This window comes from Paenibacillus alginolyticus DSM 5050 = NBRC 15375, assembly GCF_000422905.1.
In the GTDB taxonomy this organism is placed as follows: domain Bacteria; phylum Bacillota; class Bacilli; order Paenibacillales; family NBRC-103111; genus Paenibacillus_E; species Paenibacillus_E alginolyticus.
This window is the reverse complement of sequence record NZ_AUGY01000014.1, coordinates 35,635-50,959: the sequence shown is the minus strand read 5'-3', so window position 1 is coordinate 50,959 and position 15,325 is coordinate 35,635. Positions and strand designations below refer to the sequence as shown.

At 44.7% G+C, this 15,325-nt stretch carries 21 protein-coding genes and 1 pseudogene; 17 read left to right on the top strand and 5 right to left on the bottom strand.

The features are described from left to right. The first annotated feature begins 7 nt into the window (after positions 1-7). From G519_RS42205 to G519_RS0107740, 10 genes and pseudogenes are all read left to right on the top strand, one after another. Positions 8-418, top strand: a pseudogene (locus G519_RS42205) (VOC family protein). A 363-nt stretch (positions 419-781) separates the two neighbouring features. After that, complete coding sequence (locus G519_RS0107785) at positions 782-1,795, top strand: ABC transporter substrate-binding protein (protein WP_036632339.1); 1,014 nt, start codon at positions 782-784, stop codon at positions 1,793-1,795. A gap of 27 nt (positions 1,796-1,822) precedes the next feature. Beyond that, positions 1,823-2,113 (top strand): thiamine-binding protein, encoded by a 291-nt coding sequence (locus G519_RS0107780; RefSeq protein ID WP_029194191.1) that lies wholly within the window; start codon positions 1,823-1,825, stop codon positions 2,111-2,113. After that, positions 2,113-2,880, top strand: coding sequence for an ABC transporter permease (locus G519_RS0107775; protein WP_029194190.1), 768 nt, complete (start codon positions 2,113-2,115; stop codon positions 2,878-2,880). The genes G519_RS0107780 and G519_RS0107775 overlap by 1 nt, the downstream gene beginning before the upstream one ends. A gap of 18 nt (positions 2,881-2,898) precedes the next feature. Beyond that, the gene (locus G519_RS0107770; protein WP_029194189.1) at positions 2,899-3,675 is read left to right on the top strand and encodes an ABC transporter ATP-binding protein; all 777 of its coding nucleotides are present in this window, start codon (positions 2,899-2,901) and stop codon (positions 3,673-3,675) included. Next, positions 3,659-4,465 (top strand): TatD family hydrolase, encoded by an 807-nt coding sequence (locus G519_RS0107765; protein WP_036632338.1) that lies wholly within the window; start codon positions 3,659-3,661, stop codon positions 4,463-4,465. Before G519_RS0107770 ends, G519_RS0107765 begins: the two co-directional genes overlap by 17 nt. Positions 4,466-4,550: 85 nt before the next feature. Beyond that, positions 4,551-5,105: a DNA-3-methyladenine glycosylase I gene (locus G519_RS0107760; RefSeq protein WP_029194187.1), complete on the top strand. Its 555-nt coding sequence runs from the start codon at positions 4,551-4,553 to the stop codon at positions 5,103-5,105. A gap of 406 nt (positions 5,106-5,511) precedes the next feature. Continuing rightward, positions 5,512-5,667 carry a hypothetical protein gene (locus G519_RS50030; RefSeq protein WP_154669551.1) on the top strand — a complete coding sequence of 52 codons (156 nt, stop codon included), beginning with the start codon at positions 5,512-5,514 and terminating at the stop codon, positions 5,665-5,667. 21 nt (positions 5,668-5,688) lie between these two features. Continuing rightward, entirely contained in the window at positions 5,689-5,862 is a 174-nt protein-coding gene (locus G519_RS50025) for a DUF2281 domain-containing protein (protein ID WP_127528160.1), read from the top strand. Next, positions 5,862-6,239 (top strand): type II toxin-antitoxin system death-on-curing family toxin, encoded by a 378-nt coding sequence (locus G519_RS0107740; protein ID WP_029194186.1) that lies wholly within the window; start codon positions 5,862-5,864, stop codon positions 6,237-6,239. The genes G519_RS50025 and G519_RS0107740 overlap by 1 nt, the downstream gene beginning before the upstream one ends. Before the next feature lie 193 nt (positions 6,240-6,432). Here the strand turns inward: G519_RS0107740 and G519_RS42200 are convergent, their stop codons facing one another. From G519_RS42200 to G519_RS51240, 3 genes are all read right to left on the bottom strand, one after another. Then, positions 6,433-6,735, bottom strand: coding sequence for a hypothetical protein (locus G519_RS42200; RefSeq protein ID WP_235550974.1), 303 nt, complete (start codon positions 6,733-6,735; stop codon positions 6,433-6,435). Between the two features lie 122 nt (positions 6,736-6,857). Next, entirely contained in the window at positions 6,858-7,847 is a 990-nt protein-coding gene (locus tag G519_RS0107725) for a YpdA family putative bacillithiol disulfide reductase (protein ID WP_029194184.1), read from the bottom strand. Between the two features lie 143 nt (positions 7,848-7,990). Next, positions 7,991-8,167 carry a hypothetical protein gene (locus G519_RS51240; RefSeq protein ID WP_164826781.1) on the bottom strand — a complete coding sequence of 59 codons (177 nt, stop codon included), beginning with the start codon at positions 8,165-8,167 and terminating at the stop codon, positions 7,991-7,993. A gap of 152 nt (positions 8,168-8,319) precedes the next feature. Here G519_RS51240 and G519_RS0107715 point away from each other — a divergent pair, with 152 nt between their 5' ends. The 4 genes from G519_RS0107715 to G519_RS0107700 are packed head-to-tail and all read left to right on the top strand — an operon-like array spanning position 8,320 to position 10,551. Continuing rightward, positions 8,320-9,261 (top strand): hypothetical protein, encoded by a 942-nt coding sequence (locus G519_RS0107715; protein WP_029194183.1) that lies wholly within the window; start codon positions 8,320-8,322, stop codon positions 9,259-9,261. Between the two features lie 36 nt (positions 9,262-9,297). Beyond that, positions 9,298-9,606 (top strand): Dabb family protein, encoded by a 309-nt coding sequence (locus G519_RS0107710; RefSeq protein WP_029194182.1) that lies wholly within the window; start codon positions 9,298-9,300, stop codon positions 9,604-9,606. A gap of 9 nt (positions 9,607-9,615) precedes the next feature. After that, positions 9,616-9,873: a DUF2164 domain-containing protein gene (locus tag G519_RS0107705; RefSeq protein ID WP_029194181.1), complete on the top strand. Its 258-nt coding sequence runs from the start codon at positions 9,616-9,618 to the stop codon at positions 9,871-9,873. A 39-nt stretch (positions 9,874-9,912) separates the two neighbouring features. Further along, positions 9,913-10,551: an NUDIX hydrolase gene (locus tag G519_RS0107700; protein WP_127528158.1), complete on the top strand. Its 639-nt coding sequence runs from the start codon at positions 9,913-9,915 to the stop codon at positions 10,549-10,551. Between the two features lie 52 nt (positions 10,552-10,603). Here G519_RS0107700 and G519_RS50020 read toward each other — a convergent pair whose 3' ends face one another. Beyond that, a complete protein-coding gene (locus tag G519_RS50020) occupies positions 10,604-10,768 on the bottom strand; it encodes a hypothetical protein (protein ID WP_154669550.1) in 165 nt (54 codons plus the stop codon). Between the two features lie 14 nt (positions 10,769-10,782). Next, complete coding sequence (locus G519_RS0107690; RefSeq protein ID WP_029194179.1) at positions 10,783-11,037, bottom strand: YpbS family protein; 255 nt, start codon at positions 11,035-11,037, stop codon at positions 10,783-10,785. Between the two features lie 228 nt (positions 11,038-11,265). Between G519_RS0107690 and hrpB the strand changes: the two genes are divergently transcribed. The 3 genes from hrpB to G519_RS0107675 are packed head-to-tail and all read left to right on the top strand — an operon-like array spanning position 11,266 to position 14,761. After that, a complete protein-coding gene (hrpB, locus tag G519_RS0107685) occupies positions 11,266-13,752 on the top strand; it encodes an ATP-dependent helicase HrpB (protein WP_029194178.1) in 2,487 nt (828 codons plus the stop codon). Between the two features lie 33 nt (positions 13,753-13,785). Beyond that, the gene (locus G519_RS42195; RefSeq protein ID WP_051253236.1) at positions 13,786-14,505 is read left to right on the top strand and encodes a lipase family protein; all 720 of its coding nucleotides are present in this window, start codon (positions 13,786-13,788) and stop codon (positions 14,503-14,505) included. Next, positions 14,498-14,761, top strand: a complete 264-nt coding sequence (locus tag G519_RS0107675) for a hypothetical protein (RefSeq protein WP_084160067.1) — start codon at positions 14,498-14,500, stop codon at positions 14,759-14,761. Before G519_RS42195 ends, G519_RS0107675 begins: the two co-directional genes overlap by 8 nt. Positions 14,762-15,325 lie beyond the last annotated feature (564 nt).

Sequence of the window (15,325 nt, the reverse complement as noted above, 5' to 3'; positions counted from 1 at the left end):
TATGTTCGTGGCAAAATCAAATCAAAAAATAACGACATTTTTAATGTTTTCTGGCCAAGCTGAGGAAGCGATGAATTTGTATACTTCTTTATTTGACCAATCTGAAATATTGACTATAAAGCGCTATGGAGCGGGCGAAGCAGGCGCCGAGGGGAGTGTTCTGCGCGCCACATTTTCACTTCATGGACAAGTATTTATGTGCATAGATAGCAGTATGAAGCATGATTTCACGTTTACGCCTGCAATTTCGTTGTATGTCACGTGTGAGAGTGAAGAGGAAATTGATCGCGTGTATGAGAAATTAGCATAAGACGGTACTGTTTTGATGCCACTTGCGGCTTACCCATTTAGCGAAAAGTTTGGTTGGGTTGGTGATCGCTTTGGCGTCACATGGCAATTGACTCTTGTGAAAAAATAGATAGATGAATAAAGGCCACTGTTCATTAAGTGAAGCGCCCCAATAAGAATAGGCATTGGAAAAACATATATCATAATACCGTCATGTAATTATCATTTCTGTTTGCAATAAGTACGAACATGAGGTATGTTATAAACAAACCAATAAGAACCCACGGGAGCTTGAGAAGTCAGGCTGAGATTGTGACCGTCATTGTCACTCACCGTTAATCTGATCTGGGTAATGCCAGCGTAGAGAACTCTAATAAATGCACGTTCATTCGATTTGTTTCGAATGGGTTTATCATTTTCTACTCATGGCGCTCCCGGATAACGGGGGCTTTTTCTTGTGGTTAAATAGAGATGTGGAGAGGGGAAACAAAGAATGAAATGGAAGAAAATTGCACCACTTATGCTAGTCAGCCTGTCAGTCGCCTTGGCTGGTTGCGGCAATAAGGTGGCTGAACAGCCGGCAAAGCAAACGACTAAGCCGTTAACGAACGTGAAAGTCGTTCTAGACTGGACGCCAAATACGAACCATACTGGGTTATACGTTGCAAAGGATCAAGGCTTTTTTGAAAAAGAAGGACTAAATGTAGAAATTATTGCTCCCGGTGAAGGCGGAGCCGATGCGATGATTGCTTCAGGGGCTGCGGAATTCGGTGTCAGTTATCAAGAAAGCATTACGCAAGGACGAATTCAAGGTGTGCCGTTGGTTTCCATTGCTGCGGTGATTCAACACAATACATCCGGTTTTGCATCGCCGGTAACGAAGAACATTAAGTCACCGAAAGATTTTGAGGGAAAAACGTATGGCGGTTGGGGTGCTCCGTCAGAAAGTGCGATGATCGACTCGCTTATGCAATCCGAGAAAGCAGATCCGAGCAAAGTGAAGATCGTGAACATTGGTGATGCCGATTATTTCACAGCCGTGAAACGGGATATTGATTTCGCATGGATTTACTATGCTTGGACAGGTGTAGATGCCGAGCTGCGCGGCGAGCCGCTGAACATGATTTATTTGAACAAATATTCGGATAAACTGGATTACTATACACCGGTTCTTGCGACAAGTGAGAAAATGATCAAAGAGAAGCCTGAGCTCGTTAAAGCCTTCATGGCTGCTGCATCGAAAGGTTATCAATTTGCAATCAGCAAGCCTGAGGACGCTGCTAATATTTTGATCAAAGCCGTGCCAGATCTAGATAAAAAACTTGTGCTTGCCAGTCAAAAATGGCTCAGCCCACGTTATCAAGATGATGCTGCTCGTTGGGGCGAACAAAAAAAATCCGTTTGGGAAAATTATGCAAGCTGGATGCTAGATCATAAGCTGCTTGAGAAAAATATCGATGCAGATGCTGCATTCACGAACAAATTCTTACCGGAAAGCTCAAAATAACACGATTTGTTGGAGGGGGCACTTAGAGTGGCTAATGCACTTGTCAGTATTCAAATCATTCCGAAAACGAAAAACAATGAAGATGTCATCCCCTATGTAGATCGTGCAATTGAAGTTATTGCCAAGTCTGGCGTGAAGTATTTCGTATCTCCGCTGGAGACGACGATGGAAGGGGAGCTCGACCAACTTCTGGCGATCATTCAAGACATGAATGCCGCAATGATTGAGATGGGCAGTCCTAATGTAATTTCGCAGGTGAAAATTTACTTCAATCCGTCGGGTGCTTCTATGGACAAGTTGACGGAGAAATACAGATAATGAAACAGCATCGCTGGTTCAAAGCGGGGTGGCCACCGATTGTTGTGGTCATCCTTCTGCTGCTTTTATGGCAGCTTGCCGTGACTTGGGGAGGTACAGCAAGCTGGCTGCTGCCTAGTCCGCTCAAAATATGGAAAGACGGCACTACGGATATGCCCAGAGTATGGATGCACACATTCGCCACATTGCGATTAATGTTGATTGGGTTTAGTGCTGGTGTAACAGGCGGCGTGATTGTTGCTAGCTGCTTGCATCGGGTACCTGCGTTAAAGGCTGGCTTTTACCCGCTGCTTATTTTATCTCAAAATGTCCCGACCATTGCACTGGGGCCGCTGCTTATCATTTTATTCGGTTTTGGCATTTTACCTAAAATTCTATTAATCTCACTTGTCTGTTTCTTTCCGGTGACGATGTCTACCTTGGACGGTTTTATGCAAACAGATCGCAGCATGTACAACTATATGCAGATGATCGGCGCCAGCAAACGGCAAATCTTTTATAAATTAGAGCTGCCGCATGCTTTGCCATTTCTCTTCACAGGACTCAAAATATCGGCTACATACAGTGTGATGGGGGCCGTGATTGCCGAATGGCTTGGTGGAGGCGTTGGACTGGGCTATTATATGATTTTGCAAAAATCAGCGTTCCGCGCGGATCGCGAATTTGTCGCTATTCTGATGATTGTTACGCTCAGCTTACTCTTTTTCTGGCTCATTGCAGGGCTTGAGAAGCTCGTCATTCGATGGAACGCGAAACGGTCATCTTAAGAAAGGGGAGATGAGTTCATGAGTAAATTAGAACTTAGAGGCATTCATCAAACGTTCCCTGGCAAAAAACAGCGCGTATCCGTGCTTGCGGATATTTCTTTGCATGTTAAAGAAGGGGAGTTCGTTTCACTTATCGGCCCCTCAGGCAGCGGAAAGAGCACTCTTTTTCACATTATTGGCGGGCTAGTGAAGCCTTCTTCAGGGGAAGTGTGGCTGGATGGCGTGAATGTGACTGGCTCTAAAGGTCTAATCTCATACATGCCACAGCAGCCTGCTTTGTTCCCATGGCGTTCTATTGAGTCCAACGTTGCACTTGCTCAGGAAGTTGCAGGAGAAACGCGATCAGACGCTCTGGCAAAAGCACGGGAGTGGCTGCCCAAGGTTGGATTAGGCGGCTATGAGCAAGAGCTTCCGCATGTACTTTCAGGAGGGATGCAGCAGCGTGTCTCTTTTCTGAGAGCTTTGCTAAGTCCGCAGGAACTCATGTGTCTGGACGAGCCGTTCGGCTCTTTAGACGCACTTACCCGGCAAGATATGCAGGCGTGGCTGCTAAATATATGGGAACAGAATAAGCGCTCGATTTTATTTGTGACGCATAGCATTGAAGAAGCGCTGTTTCTTTCCGATCGTATCTATGTTCTCTCTAACAAACCTGCCAAGGTCATAGAAGAGCTGGTTATTCCGTTTGCAAGGCCTCGTCAAGAGTCTGTCATGCTTGACACGAAATTTCAAGAGCTTAGGCAGCATATTCAGGGGCTTTTGCGTCAGGAGATTACGTATGATAAAAGCCATTGATGCTCATATTCATCTCGATATGTACATGGAAACAGATGCAACGACTCTGTTAGCGGAATTAGCAGAGTGCCACATCGAGGGACTGATAGCAGTGTCTAGGCATCTGGACTCTTGTAAGGCGACTGAGCGACTGCTGATGCAAGCCCCAGAGCAAGTTTTTGCTGCCTATGGTTATCATCCTGAACAAGAAATACCAACGGATAATCAGTTGAATGAATTAATTCAATGGATTCGTGAGCGTTCGTCTACGATGGTCGCTGTTGGTGAAATTGGCTTGCCTTATTATATGAGGCTTGATGCAGAAGCAGAGGGGCGTGCTTTTGAATTAGCGCCTTACTTTGCACTGCTTGAGCGCTTCTTGAAGCTGGCAGCGTCTTTGGATAAACCGGTCGTCTTGCACGCTGTGTACGAGGATGCTGACATTGTGTGCGACTTACTTGAGAAGCATGGCATTAAAAAGGCGCATTTTCATTGGTTCAAAGGGTCGCATTCAACGGTGGAGCGAATGATTCAGGCTGACTATTATATTTCCATAACACCGGACGTTCTCTACGAAGAAGAAATACGTACACTTGTTCGAGAGTATCCGATTGCGCTGTTAATGGTCGAAACGGATGGTCCATGGCCGTTCGAGGGCCCCTTTGAGGGGCAGCAGACGCATCCGCGTATGATCCATGCTGTCGTTGAACAGATAGCCTTTCTAAAAGGACTGCCTATGGAAGAAGCGGCACTTAAGTTATTGAATAATACCAAACAATTCTACGGCATTCCTTCGCCTCACTTATTTTAATTAAATCTAACTGGACAACTTTTCGGATAGGTTTTATAATAAACAGAGAACGCATGTTCGATTTTTGGATAAGGTGAGTGTTGAAATGACTATAAGATGCGGTTGGGTTAATGAAGATCCGTTATATATCGATTACCATGATCATGAATGGGGAGTTCCTGTCCATGATGATCGCCATTTGTTCGAGATGCTTAACCTAGAGGGCGCACAAGCAGGACTGAGCTGGTATACGATTCTGAAGAAGAGAGAGAGCTACCGGGAAGCGTTCGATGGGTTTGATCCGCAGATTATTGTGAACTATGACGATAAGAAGCTGAATGAACTTCTAGAGAATCCAGGGATCGTTCGCAATCGCTTGAAAATAGCGTCTGTTGTTCAAAATGCGAAAGCCTTTCTTAAAGTGCAGGAAGAGTTTGGCACGTTTGATTCCTATATCTGGGGCTTCGTTGGCGGGAAGCCGATCAACAATCGTTGGACGGATATGAGTCAGGTGCCTGCCACGACGGAAATCTCGGATGCGATGAGCAAGGATTTAAAAAAACGCGGCTTCAAGTTCGTCGGTTCGACGATTTGTTATGCTTATATGCAAGCAGTTGGCATGGTGGATGATCACAACCAAACTTGTTTTCGATATAACTAGCTGTTCAATGACACAATAGTTCCTACATTGTTGTTAACGACTCAAAGCACCTACATTCTGGTAGTGTGTTACATATAAGTACCGAAAGCATCGGGAGGGAACAAAGTCTTCAAAGACTTTGTAATCCTCTCTTTTTTAATTTCCATCAGCAGACTCATCTGCACCGACTAACCGCATCGCGGCCCCATACTGGGCTTAAGTCGATGAGGCGTCGAGAATATAACAACATCATACGAAAGTTCATAAAAAACTTAACGCTATACGAAAATGGTATAATTCATTTATTAACCAACTTGAAAGAAGGGGAAGAAATGGATGGTTAGGAGTCCGGATATGAATACGGATATTAATCTATTTAACAATTTACCGTTGATGGATATTGTAACGATGAACTAGGGGAATGAAATTGGCTAACCTTATTGCTGCCAGTCCAACGGCCTTAAGTCGGGGAGGTGTTGAGAACACAACGGCGTTAGATGAAATAACAGCAATGTTATTATTGAAAGAAATTCAGGAAGTAAATGTTAAAAAAGATCCAATATTAGTGTATACTAGAAAGTAAAACAAAATGGGAGTGAAGGTAATGAGTCTAGAGGAGAAACTAATTAAGGACTTTTTAGCCTTGCCAGAAGATAAAAAGATCGAAGTAATTGATTTTGTTGAATTTTTAAAGACGAGAAATGAAGATAATTTAGAGAAGATGATGGATGAAATTATTAATGAAAATAGTGAAGCTCTTGAGGAGCTGGCTAAGTAATGAAATCCATTGAAATTACTCACGTAATTACTTTTCATAAGAAAATTGTAATAGCTACAGGTGGTTCGGAAGGAATTAGGGATATTGGATTGATTGAAAGTGCTCTTAATAAAGCATTCGTAACATTTGATGGGCAAGATTTATATGAGGGAACTATAAGGAGAATTTCAGTTATCACCTATTCACTAATAAAAAACCATGGGTTTGTCGACGGCAATAAACGTGTTGGAGCAGCCACGATGTTACTATTGCTGAAATTGAATGGAGTAACAATAAAGTATAGTCAAGAAGCATTAATTGAACTAGGATTAAAAACTGCTGATAGCATTTATAAAGAAGAGGATATAGAGCAATGGGTTCTCCAACATCAGGTTTAATCGACTTGGTGTTTTTATTATTTAAGGGCTTTTTTAGAAAGGTATTCGAAAAAGGCCGTTACATCATCTTAGACAATGTTCCGACTGTGGGGCTTATGCCCCTTGGTCTGCCAGAGGTAATTCAAGAAGAGTTGCGATAAAGAGAAAAGGCCATCTGTACGGACATTGTCCATGCAGATGGCCTTATTTGTTCTTAAGCATATTGGAGTTGTTTCTCCATCAAGTTTGTTTTAATTAAATAGATTCTCTTGCGAATGTAGAAGTCATATACGGCTCCTGTTAGTTCGCGAGGTTTAATGCGGTTATTGGTGTCGTTATCTATGATTGTCACCGAACCATCGTCATAAAACTTGAACGTATAATCGGCGTAGTGGGTGTGTGCTTCGTCCAGCATGGCGTCAATCTGTCCGGGAAGAAGATGGTCAGTGTCACACAATGCTTTGTGGTACCAATAATCCCTCTCAATAAAACGAAAATTGTGACTGGTGTTCATCATGTTAACAACCTCCTCATCTAATTGGAACATTTGTTCTTGTTTTTATTATAGCAAACAAATGTTCGTAATGGAAGAGGAATCTATGAAAAATGGGAAATATTTTCATATGAAAAAACCTCCAATCAATTGGATTGGAGGTTCGTTCTGGAAACGATATGCTTCGTGATGGCCAGACCATGCATACGACCTGTCTCAATGAAAATTTCGTTCGCATCATATTTAGAAGAAGCAACAACACCAGCTACATATAAACCTGGGATGTTCGTTTCCATCGTATCTGGTTGAACTAGAGGAGCGTTGGTTTCTACGTGAAATTGTACACCGATGGAGGTCAGAAGACCGCGATCCGGTCGAAATCCGGTTAGGGCAAGTACGAAGTCATTGTCTAAAGTGACGTGTTCGGTTGCTTTACGTACGGTAATGGTATGCTCGTCAATACGTTCAACTTGAGAATCGAACCACATTTGAATACGGCCTTTTTTCACCATACTTTCAAAAATCGGACGAACCCATGGTTTAATGTTGGCTGAGAAGTCCTTGCCGCGGTAAACCACTGTAACTTCAGCGCCAACTCTGAGCAAATCCATAGCGGCATCGACTGCGGAGTTGTTTCCGCCAATAATGGCTACTTTGGCTCCGGCATAAGGATGGGCTTCTTTATAATAATGTGTAGTCTTTGGCAGTTCTTCACCGGGAATGCCAAGCAAATTAGGATGATCAAAGTAGCCCGTAGCTACGATGACGTTGCGCGTGTTATATGCGGCTTTCTTTCCAAATTGATCCTCCGTATGCACCGTAAATCCCGTCTCTAATCGTTCGATAGAAACAACTTCCTCATAGGAACGAATTCGCAGCTGTTCTCTACGCGCAACTTCTCTATAGTATACCAAAGCTTCTTGGCGATAAGGCTTTTCATGAGGTGTTGTGAACGGATAACCGCCAATTTCCAACAGCTCTGGTGTGCTGAAAAACTGTAAATAGGTTGGATATAAATAGATGGCATTTACGATGCAGCTTTTTTCTATAAGTAAAGGTGAAAGCCCTTCGCGCTGTAAGGCGATAGCGGCTGACAATCCGCAAGGACCCGCACCTATGACGATGACTTGTTCCATTGTAACAACCTCCCCAAGACTAAATACTCATTACATAGTATCGCAAGCTGAGGAAGATGCCAAGTTTAGCTAAGGAAAAAAAGAGCAGACAACTGCTCCCTTGATGTAGGAAATAGTATGCTGCTCTGAATCTAAGATGACCCTTACTTCTGATTCAATTGTCGTTCTTCGTTACCTTCGCTAATGTCGTCTTCCGCTATGTTGACAGGTGTCGTATTGGGTGCATTTTCTAACGTGTCGTTCACGAAAGCCATATCTTGATTTTTCGCATTCATGTTCGTTGTGCCTTTGTATTTGCCTCTATGCTTCTCGTTTTCCATGTCGTTCATCCTTTCAAGGGCAGTTTAACGTTCAGCTTTAACGTGTACACTTGTGACTGTTTTTATTCTCCATAAAAAGGAAAGTTGATGAAACCAATACATGCTGGGCGTCGTCTAGTTGAGTAGATGAATTCTGTAAGGGAGGGTGGAAAATGATTCAAGAGCTTGTGCAAAAATTGGCAGCAGCCAAAGAAAATGGCCGTCTGCAAGCCGTATGGTCGGAACGATTAGCGGATTTAGAAAGAGAATGGCGTGACTCAAAAGACCACATTGTCCTTTGGGAAGAGCAGTTTGTAAAAGAAAAAAGAGATGTGGAAAAATTAAAAACTCGCAGCTTTACCGGTTTTCTGTATGATTTAATTGGCAAGAAGGCAGAGAAATTGTCTGTTGAAGAGCAAGAACTGTTACAAGTGAAATTTAGATTCGATGAAGCGGTTGGTCGAAGGGATAATCTCGAAAAAGAGATACTTGAAATGCGGAACAAACTCCAATCCGTACGATTTTGGGACTTAGAAGTGAAAGATTTGACCCTCCGAATTGAATCCTATATTCATGCTAATGACTCTGGGAAGAGCAGGCAGCTGAGGGAGCTTTCTGAACGGATAGCCGAGTTTCAATTACAAACCAAAGAGCTTAAAGAGGCGATAAGTGCAGGGGAATCGGTCGTGGAACATTTGCTGTTAGCAGCTGAATCACTTCGTTCTGCACGCAATTGGGGCACTTATGATATGCTCGGCGGCGGCATGCTGTCTACACATATCAAACACGGGAAAATTGATGAAGCCATGGACCATGTTCGTACGGCACAGAACAGTCTTAGTCGCTTTGAGAAGGAACTCAAGGATGTTCATGTGAACTTATCTATCGACTGCCAGATTAGCGGATTTCTCAAATTCTCAGATTATTTTTTTGATGGCTTAATAAGCGACTGGATGGTTCAAGACAAGATCCATGAAACATCTAAACAAGTAGAAGATAAATCGATGGAAGTGAAACGACTTTGCAACGAGTTAGAGCAAGCTTTACGCAAGGCGGAGGCGAGCATGGAAGAAGGAAAGAGGTTATATAGTTCGTTGATACAAAATCCGCTATAATGGTTATAGTTGGAGACAAAAGGAGAAGAGAAACCTATGAATCAGGCAAGTATCAAACATATGGTTGTATTTAGTTTACACGCAAGTAAAGATTCGCAGGAAGCAGAACAATTTCTAAAAAGCAGTGTGCAAGAACTGGCGGCTATATCTGGAGTTGAACAATTTGAAGTGTTTCATCAAGTTAGCACAAAGACAGATTATGATTACGGATTCTCAATGGTATTTGCAGATAGAGCGGCTTATGAAGCTTACAATGTTCATCCCGTACATACTCATTATGTTGCGGAACGTTGGGTGAAAGAAGTAAGTCGGTTTCAAGAAATCGATTTGATGATTTTTGAGTGAGGTGCTCGTATGAAACCTTTGAAATTAGCGAAAGAAGAGAAAGAATTGTTGATTGAGGATTTGCAAGGCTATCTGGAGTTGGACCATAATATTGAATTAGGACGTTTGGCCACGGAACAATTAATCGATTATATGCTTCAGCAATTGGCTGTACCTATATATAACCAGGCCATAGAAGACGCTGGCAAAACATTGATGGAAAGAATGAGTTCATTAGAAGAAGATCTCTATGCCATGAAAATGACGAAAAAATTAACACGCAGATAGAAGGTACATAAAAGGTTCTGAGGGGAGAACACGAGCATTTTGAACCAGTCAGAAGAGATGTTTGATATCTATGATGAAAAGATGAATAGGCTTGGGGTGGCTCCGCGCTCAGAAGTGCATGCAAAAGGGCTGTGGCACCGAACTTTTCAGTGTTGGATCGTTAGCTTGGAAGGGAAGGAGCCTAGTCTCCTACTCCAGTTAAGACATCCAGAGAAGGATTTGTTTCCGAACTTGCTGGACATTTCTTGCGCCGGGCATCTCGCTGCTGGAGAAACCACGGAAGATGGTGTGAGAGAACTAGAGGAAGAGCTGGGGCTAAAAGTCGATTTCAGTGAATTAATCCCTTGCGGGATGTATGCAGAAGAAGATCTGATTTCGGATCAACTCATTGATCGTGAGTTTTGTCATGTGTTTATATATCGTTGTGATCAACCGCTGAATCGTTACGCGCTGCAGCCAGATGAGGTAGGCGGTCTGTTCGCCGTAGGTGTCGCAGACCTTGAGCGTTTAGTTCATCAAGAAACAAATGAAATAAAGGCAAGTGGCTATAAAAGGGGTCTCGATGGTAAGTTAGATCATACAAGTTTGCTTCTGAGCTTAGATCATTTGGTGCCGCATCCTGTCGCTTATTTTGATCTTGTGTTTCGCACATTAAAGGGAAATAAATGGTCGGAATGAAAAAGAACCGTATTGGTGTTCCAATCGGTTCTCATTGCGTACATATCTAATTTTAGACGAAATACTTGTTCGCTATGTAAGCATAAGCGATATAACAGATAATGGAGAGCCCGATACAGACAATACCAAGAGCTGTTTTCCGCTTAAACAAAAGCAAGAATCCGGCACTAAATGCCGATCCCATAACTAACATTGAAATAAAAGTTAGAACACCCATCGCTATTTATCTCCTTAACCTTTGTTTACGTAATCACGCACCATGTCTTCAGATACATAAGAACGGAGCGGAGAAATACCTTCTTTGGCATGGGCGATGATTTGAGCTGTTATGGCGTTAATCGCATCAACGCTAAAAGGGAGCCCGCTTCTGCACAGATCGACAGCAGCGTCAATAGCTTGCTCACGCTGTGCATCTAGCTCTGCAAACCTAACGAGATGTAGGTGCTGTGCATTCGAATGTTTGGTTATCGCTTCATGTACATTCATCTTCAAGTTCTCCTTTAGTGACCATATTCTAATCTAGTATACACGATTGAATGGATGAGTAACAGGTTTTGGAAGAGGAAATCCGAACATTAATCGACATATTAAAGCTCACTTCATTAATAATTAATGTCGTTAATTGAATGAGTCCAGACTTGAAATGACGGAAACCCGTACGAGACGTATGGAGCAAGCGAAAATAAGACTGACAGAAGCCTCGGAGTGAAACTAATGAACTCGTTACCGATTGAAACCGTGCTTCCTCAATTGAAAGAAGCTTTACGAACAAATCCATGCGCAATACTGGTTGCTCAGCCTGGTGCAGGTAAAACAACGCAAGTACCGCTTGCTTTACTGCAAGAGTCTTGGCTGCAAAACCAAAAGATACTCATGCTCGAGCCCAGAAGACTGGCAGCTCGTGCAGCTGCTCGTTATATGTCGAAGCTTCGTGGTGAAGAAGTTGGGCAGACGATTGGTTACCGAGTGAAAAAGGACACCAAAGTTGGACCGAACACACGAATTGAAGTGATAACGGAAGGTGTTCTTACGCGCATGCTTCAAACAGATCCTGCCCTGGAAGGCGTAGGGGCTGTTATTTTTGATGAATTTCATGAGCGCAGCTTACATGCAGATTTGGGGTTAGCACTTAGCAGGCAATCGCAAACTCTGATTCGTGAGGATCTGCGAATTCTGATTATGTCGGCTACGATTGAAGCCAATACGGTTTCGGCCATGCTTGATCATGCGCCCATTATTCAAAGTGAAGGGCGTACTTATCCCGTTGTAACTCATTATCTGGAAGCGAAAATGACAAGCAAAATAGAACAGGCTGTAGTCACAAGCATCCAACGTGCCTTGCAAATGAACGAAGGAAACTTGCTCGTATTTCTCCCTGGAGCAGCTGAAGTTCATCGTGTTGCTAACAGCCTTGCTGCGCTTAAATTAGGGAAAGAGATAGAGATCGCACCTCTGTATGGTAATCTCTCTCAAGAGGCGCAGGACCAAGCGCTTGCAGTAACTTCGCCTGGGCAACGCAAGATTGTGCTGGCCACGTCGATTGCCGAGACAAGCTTGACCGTCGAAGGCGTCACGGTCGTTATCGACAGCGGGCTTATGCGCGTGCCCCGCTTCTCGCCGCGCACCGGCATGACCCGTCTGACGACCGTGCCTGTGTCTATCGCCTCTGCAGATCAGCGCAGAGGCCGTGCCGGTCGGCTCGGTCCAGGCGTGTGTTACCGCCTATGGACCGAGACCGAGCAGCGGCAGCTCCCGCTAAGCAGCACGCCAGAGATCCGCGAAGCGGATCTGGCGCCGCTTGCGCTGGAGCTCGCCGCTTGGGGCGTGCCAGACCCAGCTTCGCTGGTCTGGCTGGACCCGCCGCCTGCTGCTGCGTATCAGCAGGCGCGGGAACTTCTCGTGCAGCTGGGCGCGCTGCACGAGGACGGGGGCTTGAGCGCACACGGCAAACGCCTAGCGTCGCTGGGTCTGCACCCGCGGCTTGCGCACATGGTGCTGCAAGCCATACCGCTTGAGCTCGGCGTGCTTGCGTGCGAGCTCGCCGTCATGCTGAGCGAGCGCGATTTCATGCGCGCTGCTGAGGGGAGAGATGCGGATATTCGTACCCGCATCGAAGTGCTCTGGCGCGCTGCGCAGGGCGAGCAGCGCGCAGACGTTGACTTTGGCTTATGCCGCCGCATCGCGGCGGAAGCCAAAGTGTTCATGCAGCAGCTCGGTATCCGGCCGAGCGTGAATAAAGCGAATGTGAGCGGATTGCTGCTCGCCTTCGCTTATCCCGACCGCGTCGCGCAGCGGCGAAGGGCGGGGCGGTTCCTTCTCAGCAGCGGGCGCGGCGCTGTGCTGCCCGAGCTGCAGCCGCTCTCGAACGAGCGTTATCTCGTCGCCGCCGAGCTGGACGATAACGGAGCGGAGAGCCGAATTTATTTGGCTGCCCCGATTCAGGAGGACGAGCTGGTTAGAGCCTTTGAGGACCGCTTGCTCAAAGAGCAAGAAGTGCTTTGGGAACAGGCAACGGGTTCCGTTAAAGCAAGACAGCGCCTTCGGTTAGGTGCCATTATTCTCAAAGAAAACCCCTTGCAGGATCCAAACCCTGACTTGGTGCTGCAAGCTTTGATATCCGGTATTCAAGCTGAATCTTTGGAGCTGCTCCCTTGGACTCGGAGCGCAAGACAGCTGCAACAGCGAGTTATGTTTTTGTATCGATTTGATGTAGAATGGCCAGATATGGGGGATGCCAATTTGCTTGCTTCCTTAGAGGACTGGTTAGGACCCCATCTTTACGGTTTGAAAAGCAAGGGGGCTTTAGGGCGTCTTAACTTGACAAGCATATTAGAAGAAATGCTAACATGGGAGCAGCGCCGATGGTTAGAAGAATGGGCCCCAACACACATTCAGGTGCCCAGCGGTTCTCGTATTCCTGTTGATTATAGCGTCAGCGAGTCACCAGCTTTGTCGGTTCGTTTACAAGAAATGTTTGGTTTAGCCGATACCCCCCGGATCGCAAAGGGGAGAGTGCCAGTTACTTTACATTTATTATCGCCTGCTCAGCGTCCTGTTCAAGTGACGAAGGACTTGGCGAGCTTCTGGCGGGATGCTTATTTTGAAGTGAAAAAAGATCTCAAAGGCCGATACCCCAAGCATTACTGGCCGGATGATCCGATGGCGGCGATGCCGACGAATCGAGCTAAACCGCGTTCCTAACCTAATTTGTACGAGAAGGGAACTGAGCAAGCCATGACAATCCACTCCGAACCGGAGGAATTCGTCATTTATGTATCTGCTGGTTTTGCTACAGCACCTAATTTCCTAGATGTTTTCGCCGCGGCACTGGCTGCACGTTTTAAACAAGCAGGTTCACGTGTCAAAGTCGTTATCCATTATCCGTATGGCGATTGGACGCGACGAAAGCAAGTGCAGCTTCGGGAAATTACCAGTGATCTATGGAACAATGCACATCGGAAAAGGTCTCATTATGGTGGCAAAAGCTTATTGAAATTGATCAACGACAACCTGGTCCCTAGACAGCAACTGCTGCTAATTGGGCATAGCGCAGGGGCTGTGGCTTCTATTCTGGCGGCCGATGTCCTTATGAAAGAGGGGGTTTCCATCCTCGGTGTGGTCCAAATTGGATCGCCGAAATGCGCGATTCCTCTATCGTTAAAGAGCCGTGTTCTTTATCTTGATGCTGCTAATCAGTTGGATAAATCCAATGATCCAGTACCAAGACTTGGCACATGGGGTGGCTGGATGAGAACGCGCTTGGGATTGCGCAGTTGGAATGGCATGAAACATGCTCCTTCTCATCGACAAACTTTACCTTTAATAGGTGGACATGCCGATTATTTCAGAGATCACAATCCCTATATATGGAATGAAGCAACGAACCTGCAAACGACGATGAACACGATTTGGACTTGGTTACAACGAATAGAAAAGGATGATGAACATGATTGAAATTCTAAAAGCGAGCATGGAACACAGCAAAGAAGAAGGCTACCTAGGACAAGTGCAATTCAAGGTGGAAGGCCATGAGCATCCGTACGAAATTACCCTGCAAAGCAAACGAGGTAAAGATGACTGGAGCTACGCGCTTCACTTTTTACAGGAATCTGGAAAAGAAGAGGATATCGAAGCTGTTGAAGATTTGCTGGAGGATGATGAATGGTTTGATATGCTCGTGGACGCAGCTCAAAAAAACCTAGTGAAGTAAGATAAGAGGCTGACTCAAAAGGATAATAACCTAGCGAGCAGCCTCTATTTTAGGGGGGAATCGCTATTTAGGGTAGAAACAACAGAGATAACGTGAGATTTTCCATGTAAACTAGCTTTCTATGAAAAAAAACCTAAAATAACGGTAGGTTTCCATGTAGTACAACAGTGAAAACAGAGGCAGCCTAAAGATACTGACTCGCCAAGAAATGTACTGTACTTGGTTATTCATGGCGTTTGCTACTCGTGTCACTGATCAGTTGTTAGACCTTGATTTACATCTTTATGATCAACTTGGTCATGGCATACAATGGCAAGTTGTTGTGATCCAAACTGTTTTTCCAGGGGCGGTAGGTATTATAATATTAAACTTTATGCCATTGAGTAGATTCAAGTTTTTCGCTTATTTAATTGGATGCACGCTATTTTCCATTGTCTTTGAATGGATAGCCATACGTGTAAATTATCTGACCTATAATAACTGGTCAATGTGGTATTCGGTTGGTGTGTATATAATTGGGATTATCTTACTACGTTTTCATCTTTCTTTTTTAAGAAGAAATAG